Genomic DNA, 14432 nt, shown 5'->3' on the forward strand with positions numbered 1-14432 from the left:
TAACTGATGTGGCACGACGTCAAACTGATGAACAACACGGCGAATGCCTTATTTGGCATGGTGCTGTTCATTCTGATGATGTCCGGTGTCTGGTGGGTGATACAGCGTCCCATGTTCACCCTGACGTCAATCCGGGTCGAAAGCATGAGTCCGCAAGCCTTGAAGCATGTGAACGCGCTGACGATCAGGAATTCGGCAGTACCACGCATCAGGGGAAATTTTTTTACGGCGAATCTGGACGCTGTACGCGGTGCTTTTGAAAGTGTTCCATGGGTAAGAAAAGCGAGTATCCAGAGAGAGTGGCCGAATAAGCTGATTGTCAGACTGGAAGAGCACGTCGTGTTAGGTACCTGGGGCAATGACGGACGTTTGATTTCGGTTAATGGTGATGTGTTCACCGCCAATCTGGCGGAAGCAGAAGAGGATGCGGATCTGATTAATCTGAGTGGTCCCGATGGCAGTGAGAAAGAAGTGCTGACGCAGTATCAGGAATTTAAAAAATGGTTCTCCAGAATTAATCTCGAACCGGATGAAGTGAAATATTCGAGTCGCTATGCGTGGAGCGTCAAATTAAATAACGGCATGCAGGTAGAGTTAGGCCGGGTGCAGGACAGTAAGACGTTGCAGAACAGGGTAGAAAAGTTGATGACGGTGTATCCGCAATTGATATCGAGTCTGGAAGACAGTATTCAAAGTGTAGACATGCGTTATCCGAATGGATTGGCACTGAAGTCCAGCCACAGTTCCATAGGATTGAAAAAGCAAACAAAAGCAAGTGGGAAGACATGACAAAAGACGCAAAAAATCTGATCGTTGGTCTCGATATCGGTACCTCCAAAGTGGTGGCGGTTGTCGCTGAAGTCATGCCTGATGGCAGACATGAAGTGATCGGTCTGGGACAGCACGAATCGAAAGGCCTGAAAAAAGGCGTAGTCGTGAATATTGAAGCGACGGTCGAATCGATACAGCGTGCACTGGAAGAAGCCGAGCTGATGGCGGATTGCAAGATCAGTCGTGTCTATACAGGTATTGCCGGCAGTCATATCCGTAGTTTTAATTCCAGCGGCATGGTGGCGATTAAAGATAAGGAAGTGACTGCAGCCGACGTGTCACGCGTCATCGAAACGGCGAAAGCGGTGAACATCCCGACTGATCAGCAGCTGCTGCACACCTTGCCACAGGAATTCATCGTTGACAGTCAGGATGATGTGCGTGAACCGATAGGCATGAGCGGCATCCGTCTCGAAGTCAAAGTACATATCGTCACCGGTGCAGTTTCTGCCGTGCAGAACATTGTGAAGTGTGTTCGCCGTTGCGGGCTGGAAGTATCCGATCTGATTTTACAACCGATGGCATCAGCAGAAGCGGTGCTGACGAAAGATGAAAAAGAACTCGGTGTTGTTCTGATTGATATCGGTGGTGGCACGACAGATGTCGCGGTTTTTAGTGAAGGTGCGATTCGTCATACGGCAGTGATTCCGATCGCTGGCGATCAGATCACGAATGATATTGCGATGGCTTTACGCACACCGACTTCGGAAGCAGAAGAAATCAAAGTGCGTTTCGGTGTCGCCAAGCAAGTGCTTGCAGATCCTGCGGATACGCTCGATGTACCGGGTCTTGGTGATCGCGGTCCGCGTTCGCTTTCACGCCAGGCACTGGCTGCGGTGATCGAACCGCGTGTTGAAGAATTATTCGCGCTGGTGCATCAGGTGGTACGCGAATCCGGTTACGAAGATGTGCTCTCATCAGGCATCGTACTGACAGGCGGATCGTCAGCGATGCCTGGCATGGTTGAGATGGCGGAAGATATATTTTTGAAGCCAACGAGATTAGGAATGCCAGCATATAGCGGACAGCTTGCTGACGTTGTCAGAAGCCCGCGTTATGCCACTGTTTTAGGTTTGTTGTTGGAAGCGAAGAAGCAGTATTTGCGCGGTCATCTTGTGACAAGGCAGGAAGGTTCAGCAAAAGCAGTCTGGCAGCGCATGAAAGAGTGGTTTTTGGGGAATTTTTAAGTAGCTTTTTGTATCGTAATTGGTGTACTCATTTTATAATGGTTTGATCTACAGTTATTAGTCGCTAGTTGTCACATCTCGTGATCATTAGCGACTGGTAACTGCCTATCCGGAGGAGTCATGATGGAGTTCGATATGGTTGATAACGCCACACAAGGTACTGTAATCAAAGTGGTTGGCGTGGGTGGTGCAGGCGGCAATGCTGTTCAGCACATGATCAATAAAGGTGTTTCCGGCGTTGAGTTCATCGCCGCAAATACGGATGCGCAAGCGTTACTGCAATCCAAAGCGCATAACGTCATTCAAATCGGTGAAACTGGTCTGGGTGCGGGTATGAAGCCGGATGTCGGTCGCAAACTGGCAGAAGATTCACGTGCCCGCATCGAAGATGCATTGCGTGGTGCACACATGGTCTTTATCGCTGCCGGTATGGGGGGCGGTACTGGTACCGGCGCTGCACCGGTCGTTGCACAGGTGGCGAAAGAGCTCGGGGCGTTGACCGTGGCGGTTGTTTCCAAGCCATTCTCTTACGAAGGTAAGAAATGCATGGACATCGCCGATGAAGGTCTGGACGCTCTGACCCAGCACGTTGATTCGCTGATTATCATTCTCAACGAAAAACTCGAAGAGATTTATGAAGACGACAGCATGATCGAATGGCTGCAACATGCGGATGATGTGCTGAACAATGCCGTTGCCGGTATTGCAGAAATCATCAATGTCCCGGGCCATATCAACGTTGACTTTAATGACGTGAAAACGATCATGGGTGAGCAAGGTAAAGCAATGATGGGTACGGCGACAGCTTCCGGTGTTGACCGTGCACGTATCGCTGCTGAACAAGCTGTTGCATCACCTTTACTGGATGGTATCGATCTGTCCGGTGCACGTGGTGTGTTGGTGAATGTAACTGCCAGCCGCAGCCTCAAAGGTAAAGAAATTAAAGAAGTCATGGCAGCTGTGCGCGCATTTGCAGCGCCGGATGCATCGATTGCTCAAGGCATCGCCTACGACGACACTATGGGCGACGATATCCGTGTGACGGTCGTTGCAACTGGTCTGGGACGCGGTAAGAAAAATATTCAGCTGGTACAAACACCGATGCTGCGTACCGGTACTAATAACGAACCGATGATGGCTGCAGCGATGGCTACCACCTCAGTGTCTAATGGTATGGCAACTGCGGCACCGGCATTTGACGGATTAAGCAAGCCTGCAGTATGGCGTCGTGAGTCTGCTTCTGATACGGTACGTGCGCTTGAAAAAAATGGCATGGAAACCTACGATATTCCGGCATTTTTGCGTAAGCAGGCAGACTGATTCATCTGTCGCTTTGATAAAAAAAGCCCGCTGATCATGCGGGCTTTTTTATTTTCTGCGAAAGAGGATTGGTCGTCCCGATTGGATACCGGGAGTGCTGGCCTAACTCCCGCTGGCTGTTTTGACTGCTGCGGCAGCATCGACAATGCCAGCACCGCAGCCGGGACAGTTTGCTGGCGCGGGACGTGCAGTTCTGATCAGTATGCTGCGTATCTGTGCTGACGTCAGTTTAGGATTGGCCGCCATCATCAGCGCGATCACTCCTGCTACGTGCGGTGTTGCTTGTGAAGTGCCTGCCATCAAACCATAGGTGGTATCGTCAGTAGAAACGGTTTTTCCGGTTGGTAGTGTTGACAGGATTCTGTCTGCACTTGTCGTAAATCCTCCACCCGGGGCAGTGACACTGACGGTCGCACCGTAATTGGAATAGCTCGCGCGTCCACCTGCAATCGAGTTGGATGCGACGGTGATAACACCCGGGCAATTTGCCGGGCTCGAGAGTTTGGCATCCACAGATTCATTGCCAGCTGCAACGACAATGACTGCGCCATTTGCAATCGCGCTCTGATAGGCCGCGGCGGTTGTTTTACTGCAGGGGTGCGTACCACCCAGCGAGAGATTAATCACATTCGCTTTGTTGACATTATCCGGTAGTCCATCGATATGTAAGCCGGCAGCCCAGGCAACGGCGTCGGCGATATCAGAACTTTCGCCGCCACACTTGCCCAATACCCGTAGCGGCAATATTTTCGCATTGGGAGCAACGCCGGTAATACCGGTACCGTTTGCCGCTGCAGCAATCGTGCCGGCAACGTGCGTACCATGCCAGCTGCTGCTCTGGACTTGCGTTGGACAGTCCGTATCGGAACTGTCAACCCAGTCCCCGGAGTCGATCGCATCCGGACCACGTGCGGTCGTCACGCCATCCGGCAAGCTCAGGCGTGCGGTGACGGGGTTGCTGATAAAGTTGTAGCCATACTGTTTTGTCGCACCGCCCTGTGCCGGGATCAGATTGGGCAGCAGGTCTGGATGGGGCCGGTAGCCGGTATCGACGACAGCCACGACAATCTTATCTCCTTTGCTGATATCCCATGCTGCTGGCAGATTCAGTCCGCCTGCTTGTGCAGTGCTGTCCTGCATATCCCATTGCGATGAGAACAGTGGGTCTGTTGGTGTATAGGCCGGACGCAGAATGTAATCAGGTTCTGCGTATTCCACCGTCGCATCGGCTGCCTTGAGTTTCGCAGCGAGTGCCAGCATTTGCGAAGGCTTCAGACGGGTGGACGACTTATAAACCCAGCCACCGGTGACGATCTGACGTTTGACAGAAAATGTTGCACCATAATTTTTTGCCGCAGATTGCAGTGCTGAAATCCGTTGTGCCTGCAATTGCATCAGTCCCGTTTTATTGCCGCTGATACTGGCTGTTTCGGCGGCATTACTGCGCTCGTTGCGATATTTGACTATGATCTGAGTCAGGTTCTGAGCTTCTTTGTTTGGTGTGGCACGGGCTTGGCTGGCGTCTTTGACAAATGCCAGCGCCGGTGCGCAGAGCATCGTGCTGATGATGGAAACGAATGCGGATTTTGCTGTGAAAGCGAACAATGTCATATTATTTTCTCCACTTCTTCAAGTGTATTGATTCTGCAGATTGCATGATGATCAGCTGGTGTAAGGAATTTTGCTTAGGGTTGCCGGGACTGTTCCGCCGCCGGCCCACTGATCGCCCCAGGTAACAAAGCTGCCATCTTTATTGATCGCGAGGAAGGCACCATAAGCCGTTGCATAAATCGCGCGGACATTATTTAATCTAGGGGCGGCTGCGCTGCTGTCCCCGCCCTTGCTTTTCATACCCCAGGTCACGACAGTGCCATCTGATTTTAAGGCTGCAAATGCATATTTATTCGACGTCAGCGCGACCACTTTTGTCAGCTGCGGACTGACAGCGCTGCTGTCGCCACCCAGTTCAGGGTCACCCCAGCTGACAACGGTGCCATCGTTCTTTAAGGCAGCAAACGCATATTCGGTGGCATGTACAGATTTGACATTGGTTAGCGAGGACTGCACGGCATTGAGGCTGCTTCCCATTCGCGGCAAGTCGCCCCAACTGATGACAGTGCCATCTGTGCGCAGGGCAGCAAATGCCGTCTGCGTCGCGTAAATTTTACTGACGTTGGTTAATGAAGCTGTTACCGAGCTGGAGTCAGCTGAGTCTATCAATGCCGTGTAGCCAAAGGCAGACGCAGCGCCCTTATTGTCTATCGCTGCACCTGCATAGCCGTTCATATAAATTTTTGCGATATCCGTCAGCGTGGTGTTGATTTCGGCATCACCGGAATTGGCAGCATAACCGTAGCCCCAGGTCACGACTTTGCCATCTTTGCGTAAAGCCACGAAGTCAAAGTTACTGCCGGCCAGTTGCGTCACATTGGTCAGTAATGATTGGACCGAGGATGAATTACCCCCGGCATCCTGATCTCCGAACGTCACCACGGTTCCGTCGCTTTTCAGTAGCGCATATGCGCCTTCTGTGGATGCCATAGCTTTGATATCCGAGAGTAAGGCCAGTGTAATCGGACTCAGACCGATTTTGCTGTCACCGATGTAGCCGTCTTCACCATTAGTAATCCCACGGAAACTTCCCCATGCGGCAATTGATCCATCTTTTTTCGTCGCGAAATAAGCCACTCTGCCTGGTATGACCGAAGCGATATTGGTTAGAGCACTGGACGCAATCGCTCCTGTTGCCGGGTAGACTAAATTCGGATCGGTGATGGCGACGTAGCTGCTGCCCCAGGCTTTGATACTGTTGTCACTGAGCAGGGCCGCAAAACCGCGTTCAGACGCAAACAGCTGGGATATGCCAGTGATCGCTGCCGCAGTGTCGGTTTGTCCGCCCCAGACCGGATTGCCCCAGGCGACTGCGCTACCATTTTTTAGTACTGCGAAAGCAGACAGTGCCGTATGCACGGTATTGGCTGCCAGAGTCTGCGTTGCGCTTGCAGTCGAACAGGTCGCCGTCGCAATCAGCGCGGCATTCGCTTGCGTATCCTGAATAGTTGTGCCGGCCCCCATGGCCACGCCGGCAGAACTTTGCCAGGTGACGGTTGGGGTGGCTGAACAACCCGTCGCGCTGACAATTGCCGTCAGGGTGCCACCGCGGGCACCAAATACGTCAATCGACACCGTTGGTGGTGCCACCGGTTCTGATGCTGCTCCTGAACCGCCGCCACCGCAACCCGACAGAAGTGAAATAAAACCCAAGCCCATCAGTGCGCAGGTCATCCGTGCTTTTTGTATTTTGCCTGATGCTTTGTATTGCTTCATTTACCTGCGTCCTCCTGGTGACAAAAATCAGAAATAGAATTTGTTGGTATTTAAGTAATTAAGTCTGTGAGCTATCCTAGCACTGACTTTCATCGTCAGGGGCTTACTGTGGGGAAATTGCATATAAAAATGTAAAAAACTTTGCAGCAGCGTTTTGTCAGTGTGGACTCTGAGCTGCTCTCAGCAGCTTTTCTTCAGCTCAGGCATACTGCGAGCCTGAGCGCCGGATAATACGGCGCGAGCGGGCTATCGCAAGATAGTGAATGAATTGATTTAAACGAAAGGAATGATGATGAGCATACAAATTGGTGAACATTTACCGGCAGGCAGTCTGGCAGAATTCGTAGAGGTTGCCGGCGAAGGTTGCAGTATTGGTCCGAACACTTTTCAGGTTGCTGACCTGGTCAAAGGAAAAACGATTGCGATTTTTGGTCTGCCAGGTGCTTACACGCCAACTTGTTCGGCACAACATCTTCCCGGCTATATCGCGCACGCTGCAGAGTTGAAAGCCAAAGGCGTTGATGAAATCTGGTGTATCTCCGTCAACGACGCATTTGTCATGGGGGCGTGGGGGCGTGATCAGAAAGCCACCGGCATCGTGCGTATGATGGCCGACGGTAATGCGGCGTTCACGAAAGCCCTGGGTCTGGATGCCGATTTCAGTAAATTTGGTATGGGTGTGCGTTCCCAGCGTTATTCTCTGCTGGCAGTCGATGGCGTCGTCAAGCAACTGAACGTGGAAGCTGGCGGCAAATTCGAAGTATCCAATGCTGAAACTCTGTTAGCGCAACTCGCTTAATTGCAGTTTCCCCGGAGAGCAGCGCCGCCATTCTCTGACCGGCGCTGTTTTTTTAGACCAATGTTTTTTAGTGTCAGTTTGCGGTCTATCTGTTTTTGCAACAGCTAATGACGGCGCCGGCACATCGTCTTAGCGTACTCGTTATAATACGCGGATGTTAAAGCAAATCACTATCAAACAAGAAGTCAGAACCATAGGCGTGGGCCTGCATTCGGGCACCAAGGTCGAACTGGTTTTGCGTCCGGCACCGGTGGATACAGGCATTGTTTTTACCCGTAAGGATCTGACCCCGCCATTAGTTTTCCCAGCCACCGCAACCGGTGTCGGCGACACCCGCATGGCGTCAACTTTGTCCAACGGTGAGGAACGCGTTTCCACGGTCGAGCATCTGTTGTCGGCCTGCGCAGGACTGGGTATCGATAATTTGTATATCGATGTCAGCGCGGAAGAAATTCCGATTATGGATGGCTCTGCGTCGTCGTTCGTTTACTTGTTGCAGGAAGCCGGGTTGCAACAGCAAGACGCGCCCAAGAAATTTATCCGCGTATTGAAACCCGTGGAAATCCGCGAGGGCAAAGGGGCCGCTGAAAAATGGGCGAGACTGGAGCCATATAACGGTTTCAAACTGCATTTCTTCATTGAATTCAATCACCCCGCTGTGGATGGCACGGTGCAGACCGCCGAGGTCGATTTTGAAAAAGTCTCGTTTGTCAAAGACGTCGCCAGAGCGCGCACTTTCGGTTTCATGCAGGATGTGGAAATGTTGCGCGGCATAGGTCTTGCCCGTGGCGGTTCCATGGAAAATGCGATCGTGATGGATGAATACCGGATACTGAATGCAGATGGTCTGCGTTTCGATGATGAATTCGTGCGTCATAAAATACTTGATGCGATCGGTGATCTGTATCTGATCGGACATCCTTTCCTGGCCAGCTACACCGCACACAAATCCGGCCATGGACTGAATAATCAGCTGTTGCGTGCTTTGTTGGCACAACCGGATGCGTACGAAATTGTGAGCTTTGATGATGTGCAGAATGCGCCCGTCAGCTACGCCGGACAAGCCACGCGCGAATGGGTTGCCGCCTGATTTCAGGGGAGTATGTCGTAAAAAACGCTTATTCTCAGCGTAAATAAAGGGGATTAATAGATACTGGGGGGGAGTATATTTAGGCTCTCAGCGGCTTCGATTTTCCGGTATTGATGTCTTTGGCGCTCATCCACCGATCTCGATCAGACAAAAAAATGGCTACCGAACGGTAGCCATTTTTCATTGATCGCGCCGTTGCTGCTAATCAGGCTGCTTGCGCCGGTGTTGATGTGGCGCTGATATCAAAGCGTTCGCGTATCGCCTGAACGATGCCCTTGCTGTCCAGACCGCACTGGCTCAGTAACAATGCCGGATCGCCATGATCGATAAATTTGTCCGGCAAACCAAGGATCAGCAAAGGTTTGCAGATGCCAGCGTCGGCCAGCGCTTCGGCAACGGCCGATCCGGCACCACCCATCTTGCAGCCTTCTTCCACGGTTACCAGAACGTCATGCGAGGCAGCGAGTGTTTTCAGCAGCTCGACATCCAGTGGCTTGATAAAACGCATATTTGCCACGGTCGCATCCAGAATATCCGCGGCCTGCAGCGATGGTTGCAGCATAGAGCCAAAGGCCAGAATCGCGATCTTGTTACCCTCGCGTCTGACTTCGCCTTTACCAATAATCAGACTGCTTAATTCGGTCTCAGGTTTGACGCCGATACCGGCACCGCGCGGGTAGCGGATGGCGACAGGCCCGGGGTAGTTGTAGCCCGTCGTCAGCATCTGACGGCATTCATTTTCATCGGAGGCCGCCATCACGACCATGTTGGGAATGCAGCGCAGATAGGCGATGTCGTAATTGCCCGCGTGAGTCGCACCATCGGCACCAACCAGCCCGGCACGGTCCAGTGCAAAGGTCACATCCAGATTTTGCAGCGCGACGTCGTGGATCAACTGATCGTAAGCGCGTTGCAGGAAGGTCGAGTATATCGCCACAACCGGTTTCAGACCTTCGCAGGCAAGACCGGCGGCAAATGTGACGGCATGCTGCTCAGCAATGCCGACATCGTAATAACGTTTCGGAAATTGCTTTTCAAATTCCACCATGCCTGAACCTTCACGCATCGCAGGCGTGATCCCGACCAGTTTCTCGTCGTTGGCGGCCATATCGCACAACCATTGCCCGAAAACCTGGGTGTAGGTTTGTTTCGCGGACGTGCTTGGTTTGATCCCTTCGGCTGGATTAAATTTGCCGGGGCCGTGATACAACACAGGATCAGCTTCTGCCAGTTTATATCCCTGACCTTTTTTGGTAACCACATGCAGAAACTGCGGCCCTTTGAGTTGCCGGATATTTTGCAGTGTCGGAATCAGTGATTCGAGATCGTGGCCGTCAATCGGGCCGATGTAATTGAAACCGAATTCTTCAAACATCGTGGCTGGTACCAGCATGCCTTTCGCATGCTCTTCAAAGCGCTTGGCGAGTTCCAGCACGGGTGAAGGCAGTACAGATTTGCCGACGTTGCGCGCTGCTGCGTAAAACTTACCGGACATCAACCTTGCCAGATAACGGTTCAGTGCACCGACCGGAGGCGAGATCGACATGTCGTTGTCATTCAGCACCACCAGCAGGTTGATGTCTTCATGCACCCCGGCATTGTTCAGTGCTTCGAATGCCATCCCTGCCGTCATGGAACCATCACCGATAATGGCGACCGCATGCCGGTCTTCACCTTTCGTGCGGGCGGCCAGTGCCATACCTAATGCCGCAGAAATTGAAGTCGATGAATGCGCAGTGCCAAAGGTATCGTATTCACTTTCATCTCTGCGCGGGAAGCCAGAGATGCCTTCCCACTGACGCAAAGTGTGCATGCGATCACGCCGGCCGGTCAGAATTTTGTGCGGATAAGTCTGATGGCCAACATCCCAGATCAAACGGTCTTCAGGTGTATTAAATACGTAATGTAGCGCCAGTGTCAGCTCTACCGTACCAAGATTGGACGACAGATGCCCGCCGGTTTTGGAAACGGAATCAATCACGTACTGGCGCAATTCATCCGCCAGCGGCGCTAACTGATGGCGCGACAACAGGCGCAGATCGGCAGGGGAGTTAATTTTTTGCAGTAAATTCGTCATAGTAGATGCTTGTTATGCTTGTCGCTGCACGATCAGATCGGCCAGATCCCGGAGCAGTTGTGCTTTTTCACTAAAGGAATCCAGTGCGCTGTGAGCCTCGCGGCAGAGTTGCTGAGCTAATTCCTGCGATGCTGTCAGACCCAGCAGGCTGACATATGTTGGTTTATTGTCCGCGGCGTCTTTACCGGCTGTTTTGCCGAGTGTTGCAGAGTCAGCCGTCGCATCAAGCACGTCATCGACGACCTGGAATGCGAGGCCGATTGCCGCAGCATAGGTGTTGAGCGCAGCAGTTTCTTCCGGATTTAATGTTTTGCCGCAGGATGCACCCAGCAGTACCGAAGCCCGCAGCAAAGCGCCGGTTTTTAAGCGATGCATTTGCTCCAGTTGTTCGCGTGTCAGCGCCAGACCAACGCTGGCGAGATCAATGGCCTGACCACCACACATGCCGACCGAGCCTGAAGCGTGGGCAAGCAGGCGCACCAGTCCGAGTCTGGTTTCTGCACTGGTATTTCCTTCGGACAGAACCAGAAACGCCTGTGCTTGCAGCGCATCGCCGACCAGCAGGGCGGTTGCCTCGTCATATTTCACATGGACGGTTGGTTTGCCACGGCGCAGCGCGTCGTCATCCATGCAGGGCATGTCATCATGTACCAGCGAATAGGCGTGAATCATTTCGACTGCGGCGGCAGCGCGATCCAGCGCTTCCTGCGGCGCATCGAATAATTGCCCCGCAGCATAGACCAGTAAAGGGCGAACGCGCTTACCACCATCCAGCGCGGCATAGCGCATGGCTTCGTGCAAATGAGCGGGAACCACGCTGGGCTGAGGAATGAAATCCGACAGGGCCCGCTCGCATTGATCCTGTTTTTGTTGCATCCAGGCACGGAATTGTTGGCTCATGTGAGATCCTCATCTCCATTGTCTGCATGGAAAGATTTCAACATTCCGGCTTCCAATACTTTGACTTGTTGCTCCACTTTATCCAGCTGTGAAGTACAAAATTGAATTAATTCAGCGCCACGTTGATAAGCAATCACTGAGGCTTCCAGAGGCAGATCTCCTGCTTCCATTTTTGCTACCAACCCGGTCAACTCTGCCATTGCCGCTTCGAAAGAGACTGGCGCATTGGCAGGTTCAGGCTGGTTTGCACCAGCGTTTTTTTTAGGCATATCGATATTTAATGACTAGCAGTGCGTGAAATTACGCAAAAAATGAAACTTAACGTTCTATTTTAGAGCAAACAAGTCAAGTTGTAGGTGTTTCTGCTTTTTTGATCCGTTTGTTTGCTTACATTTTGAAATACTTGTTTCAGTTGGGAAACCGGTGTGGATATGTACGGGGATTTATACTGGGCACAGGCAAAAATTGCATTCAAAACATTTCCATGTGGAAAATATGCGTATATAGTGTGCTCCATAGTCTCAATATTGACGGCATATTGCATCCTAAGTTATTGATCTTATTGAAATAATCGAATTTCAACCGTGATGCGTATCATTCTTCGCCGTCTGTTACTGAGCGCTGTAAGCAGGAACTTCATTTTTTACCTGTGTTGCATCCAATAGGATTTTCTTTTCAATCATGAGCGGTCTTCATCCACTACACACAAAAACAGCGACGGGCTCAGCCTCCGCTGAGGATGTGTTGCGTGGACTGATTCCTCTGGCAACCCATCTGGTTGTATCGCAGCTGGATGCTTTTTCGTCCAGGCTTTCCAATGCTTTTCTGGCCTTGTCTGAGCAAAGCATGGATTCGCGGGAAGCCAATCTTAGCTTCAATGCCGGTCAGTTGCTGAAAAAAAATGCCTACGCTTTTTATCATTTATCGTCCGCCGACATAGAGAAGGCGTTCCGCCAGGAAGTCAACGCGCTGATCTCTCCCAAACCGTCCGGAAACAGAGGTAGTGCGGCAACTGATGCAGATCTGAGTCTGATCAGTTACGAGGAAATGGATAAAAAACTGGCTCTCAGCAGAGTCAGTCGCACAATAGAGCTCGACAGTGCAGAGCAATACGCAGCGTTGAACATGCGCTTGTCTCATCTTCTGGGGCGCGAAACATTAAGCATTGCGCAGAATCCTTTCCGTCCGGATATCGTATTGAATGCGTTGTACTCCGCATGGTGCCAGTTTGATCCTGAAGTTGGAACGCATGATCTGGTATTGCCTTTGTTGCGTGCAGATATTCTGTTCGACCTGGAGCCGATTCTGTACGAAATTAATTCTTCGCTTGTGAAGAAAGGAATCCTGCCCGATTTGCATGATTCTTACAAAATCCGCCGGAATAAAAACAAGACGACCAACCCTGCGAACGAACAGGAAACTGAGGTCGCCCGTCAGGACAGCAGTCCACAGGAAATAGCTCAAAAGCTGAAACGCTATTTTTCCGGAACGCAACATCAGCAGCAAGCGCCCAGGAATAACGGGAATTACGCGGATTACGCTGGCTTTGCCCCTAATCCGGCTGAGTCCCGTCTGTTTCAGCATCTGGCAGAATTTCAGCAAAATCTGAAGCTGAATCAGATGATGTCCGGCGCAGGCGATTTCATGCGCCTGTCGCAAATGCGTGAGCATGTCGCTGAGATGGCTACTACCGGCGTCGAAAAACACACGCTCGATCTGTTGTCACAGGTGTTTGATAATGTGTTCCGTAATCAGGCCATACCTGCGCCGGTAAAAGAACTGATTTCCGTTCTGCAGGTACCGGTCTTAAAAGCGGCATTAATCGATAAAGAATTTTTCTTCAAAGATCAGCATCCGGCTCGTCGCCTGATTGATCTGTTGTCCCGTTACAGTTTGTCTCTCGATCAGAATAAAGGCGCAGAGGATCCTCTGTTCCAGACGATGAAACGTAACGTCGAACGAGTATCGCAAGAGTTTGATCAGGAAATTGCCTTGTTTGACGAGGTCGTTACCGATCTTGAATCATTCATCGAAAAAGAAGAGCAGGCGCAGGCGCAGGCACTGGAAGCACCGATCAAGAGCGCGATCCGTAAAGAAAAAATCAAGCAGGCGAGCATACATGCGAATCAGGAAGTTGCGATCCGTGTTGGTTCTGGCGAGGTTGTGGCTTTTGTCGAGACTTTTCTTGAAAACCGCTGGATTAAGGTATTGACCCTTGCTTACAGCGTCAGAGATGAAAAGCCGCATGCGGTGCAGGATGCAATCAAAACGATGGATGACCTGATCTGGAGTGTGAAACCAAAATTCACCTTGCAAGACAGGCAGGAATTATTAAATCGTCTGCCGGCGATTCTCGCTCGCCTGAATAAATGGCTGAGCCTGATTAAATGGGAAGATGCTGATCGCGTACAGTTTTTTGCCGAGCTCTCAGAATGCCACGCGTCTATCGTGCGCGCACCGTTAGAATTGTCGCCGGATCGGCAACTCGAGCTGGCCGTTGAAGCAGCGCAGCAGGCGACCGAACGTCGTTTGGAAAAACGAGCTGAAGCGGATAAAAACGCGGCGCAGGAAGAGTCTGTCCCTGACGATGAGTTTGTTGATCTCGTTCAGCAGCTGGAACGCGGCATCTGGATAGAGTTTGCCGAGGAAAATGCCCGGATGCTGCGGGTCAGGCTTGCATGGGTCAGTCCTATGCGCAGTCTGTATATTTTTACTGCGAGTGAAAAAGAAAAAAGTTTTTCTGTTTCAGCAAAAAAACTGGAGCAGGCTTTCCGTGAAAAACGTGCCCAGATTTTGCAGTTAGATAAAGTCGTTGATCGGGCATTGCAAGAGGCACTCGATACTTTGCCTGCATCGCCTGACGCGCAGATAGAAAGCCGCGAAACCGCAGCCTGATTGATT

At 51.5% G+C, this 14432-nt stretch carries 11 protein-coding genes; 6 read left to right on the forward strand and 5 right to left on the reverse strand.

All coding sequences use genetic code 11. The features are described from left to right. Window positions 1-6: 6 nt before the first annotated feature. The 3 genes from ACOTSW_RS02430 to ftsZ all read left to right on the forward strand — a co-directional run bounded on the left by ACOTSW_RS02430 (window position 7) and on the right by ftsZ (window position 3338). Entirely contained in the window at window positions 7-789 is a 783-nt protein-coding gene (locus ACOTSW_RS02430; protein WP_423680807.1) for a cell division protein FtsQ/DivIB, read from the forward strand. Beyond that, window positions 786-2018, forward strand: a complete 1233-nt coding sequence (ftsA, locus tag ACOTSW_RS02435) for a cell division protein FtsA (protein WP_186884784.1) — start codon at window positions 786-788, stop codon at window positions 2016-2018. Before ACOTSW_RS02430 ends, ftsA begins: the two co-directional genes overlap by 4 nt. A 123-nt stretch (window positions 2019-2141) precedes the next feature. Continuing rightward, a complete protein-coding gene (ftsZ, locus tag ACOTSW_RS02440) occupies window positions 2142-3338 on the forward strand; it encodes a cell division protein FtsZ (protein ID WP_423680809.1) in 1197 nt (398 codons plus the stop codon). 102 nt (window positions 3339-3440) lie between these two features. On the opposite strand, the gene ACOTSW_RS02445 is transcribed toward ftsZ, so the two are convergent. After that, window positions 3441-4949 (reverse strand): S8 family peptidase, encoded by a 1509-nt coding sequence (locus ACOTSW_RS02445; protein WP_423680810.1) that lies wholly within the window; start codon window positions 4947-4949, stop codon window positions 3441-3443. 51 nt (window positions 4950-5000) lie between these two features. Then, a complete protein-coding gene (locus ACOTSW_RS02450) occupies window positions 5001-6665 on the reverse strand; it encodes a hypothetical protein (protein ID WP_423680811.1) in 1665 nt (554 codons plus the stop codon). Between the two features lie 292 nt (window positions 6666-6957). On the opposite strand from ACOTSW_RS02450, the gene ACOTSW_RS02455 reads away from it, so the two are divergent. Continuing rightward, window positions 6958-7464 (forward strand): peroxiredoxin, encoded by a 507-nt coding sequence (locus ACOTSW_RS02455; protein WP_423680812.1) that lies wholly within the window; start codon window positions 6958-6960, stop codon window positions 7462-7464. Window positions 7465-7618: 154 nt separating this feature from the next. Beyond that, window positions 7619-8554, forward strand: a complete 936-nt coding sequence (lpxC, locus tag ACOTSW_RS02460) for a UDP-3-O-acyl-N-acetylglucosamine deacetylase (RefSeq protein ID WP_423680813.1) — start codon at window positions 7619-7621, stop codon at window positions 8552-8554. Window positions 8555-8759: 205 nt separating this feature from the next. Here lpxC and dxs read toward each other — a convergent pair whose 3' ends face one another. Genes dxs through ACOTSW_RS02475 form a run of 3 tightly spaced genes read right to left on the reverse strand, consistent with a single transcriptional unit; the run spans window position 8760 to window position 11800 of the window. Then, on the reverse strand, window positions 8760-10631 hold the full coding sequence (dxs, locus tag ACOTSW_RS02465; protein WP_423680814.1) for a 1-deoxy-D-xylulose-5-phosphate synthase: 1872 nt from the start codon (window positions 10629-10631) through the stop codon (window positions 8760-8762). 12 nt (window positions 10632-10643) lie between these two features. Beyond that, window positions 10644-11531: a polyprenyl synthetase family protein gene (locus ACOTSW_RS02470; protein ID WP_423680816.1), complete on the reverse strand. Its 888-nt coding sequence runs from the start codon at window positions 11529-11531 to the stop codon at window positions 10644-10646. Next, window positions 11528-11800: an exodeoxyribonuclease VII small subunit gene (locus ACOTSW_RS02475; RefSeq protein WP_423680817.1), complete on the reverse strand. Its 273-nt coding sequence runs from the start codon at window positions 11798-11800 to the stop codon at window positions 11528-11530. Before ACOTSW_RS02475 ends, ACOTSW_RS02470 begins: the two co-directional genes overlap by 4 nt. A 412-nt stretch (window positions 11801-12212) precedes the next feature. On the opposite strand from ACOTSW_RS02475, the gene ACOTSW_RS02480 reads away from it, so the two are divergent. Continuing rightward, complete coding sequence (locus ACOTSW_RS02480) at window positions 12213-14426, forward strand: DUF1631 family protein (protein WP_423680818.1); 2214 nt, start codon at window positions 12213-12215, stop codon at window positions 14424-14426. The last annotated feature ends 6 nt before the right edge of the window (window positions 14427-14432 follow it).

Origin of the sequence: Undibacterium sp. WLHG33 (genome assembly GCF_049544815.1) — a bacterium.
Taxonomy (GTDB): Bacteria; Pseudomonadota; Gammaproteobacteria; order Burkholderiales; family Burkholderiaceae_D; genus Undibacterium.

Excerpts from the sequence above, each read along its gene's own strand:
- ACOTSW_RS02430 (WP_423680807.1), top strand. The coding sequence starts at position 7 with ATGTGGCACGACGTCAAACTGATGAACAACACGGCGAATGCCTTATTT.
- ftsA (WP_186884784.1), top strand. The coding sequence starts at position 786 with ATGACAAAAGACGCAAAAAATCTGATCGTTGGTCTCGATATCGGTACC.
- ftsZ (WP_423680809.1), top strand. The coding sequence starts at position 2,142 with ATGGAGTTCGATATGGTTGATAACGCCACACAAGGTACTGTAATCAAA.
- ACOTSW_RS02445 (WP_423680810.1), bottom strand. The coding sequence starts at position 4,949 with ATGACATTGTTCGCTTTCACAGCAAAATCCGCATTCGTTTCCATCATC.
- ACOTSW_RS02450 (WP_423680811.1), bottom strand. The coding sequence starts at position 6,665 with ATGAAGCAATACAAAGCATCAGGCAAAATACAAAAAGCACGGATGACC.
- ACOTSW_RS02455 (WP_423680812.1), top strand. The coding sequence starts at position 6,958 with ATGAGCATACAAATTGGTGAACATTTACCGGCAGGCAGTCTGGCAGAA.
- lpxC (WP_423680813.1), top strand. The coding sequence starts at position 7,619 with ATGTTAAAGCAAATCACTATCAAACAAGAAGTCAGAACCATAGGCGTG.
- dxs (WP_423680814.1), bottom strand. The coding sequence starts at position 10,631 with ATGACGAATTTACTGCAAAAAATTAACTCCCCTGCCGATCTGCGCCTG.
- ACOTSW_RS02470 (WP_423680816.1), bottom strand. The coding sequence starts at position 11,531 with ATGAGCCAACAATTCCGTGCCTGGATGCAACAAAAACAGGATCAATGC.
- ACOTSW_RS02475 (WP_423680817.1), bottom strand. The coding sequence starts at position 11,800 with ATGCCTAAAAAAAACGCTGGTGCAAACCAGCCTGAACCTGCCAATGCG.
- ACOTSW_RS02480 (WP_423680818.1), top strand. The coding sequence starts at position 12,213 with ATGAGCGGTCTTCATCCACTACACACAAAAACAGCGACGGGCTCAGCC.